At 51.6% G+C, this 376-nt stretch carries 1 rRNA gene; it reads right to left on the reverse strand.

The window, feature by feature from the left end:
• A 23S ribosomal RNA gene (locus tag IDG63_RS14340) occupies positions 1 to 376 on the reverse strand; the annotation flags it as partial.

Consider the following 376-nt stretch of genomic DNA (forward strand, 5'->3'; position numbering starts at 1 on the left):
ATGTCTTCTCCCCATCACAGCTCAGCCTTAACGAGTACCGGATTTGCCTAATACTCAGCCTTACTGCTTAGACGTGCAATCCAATCGCACGCTTCGCCTATCCTACTGCGTCCCCCCATCGATTAAAACGATTATAGGTGGTACAGGAATATCAACCTGTTATCCATCGCCTACGCCTGTCGGCCTCAGCTTAGGACCCGACTAACCCAGAGCGGACGAGCCTTCCTCTGGAAACCTTAGTCAATCGGTGGACGGGATTCTCACCCGTCTTTCGCTACTCACACCGGCATTCTCACTTCTAAGCGCTCCACATGTCCTTACGATCATGCTTCAACGCCCTTAGAACGCTCTCCTACCATTGTCCAAAGGACAATCC

The sequence above is a fragment of the Staphylococcus sp. EG-SA-14 genome (genome assembly GCF_017151935.1).
Lineage (GTDB): Bacteria > Bacillota > Bacilli > Staphylococcales > Staphylococcaceae > Staphylococcus > Staphylococcus aureus.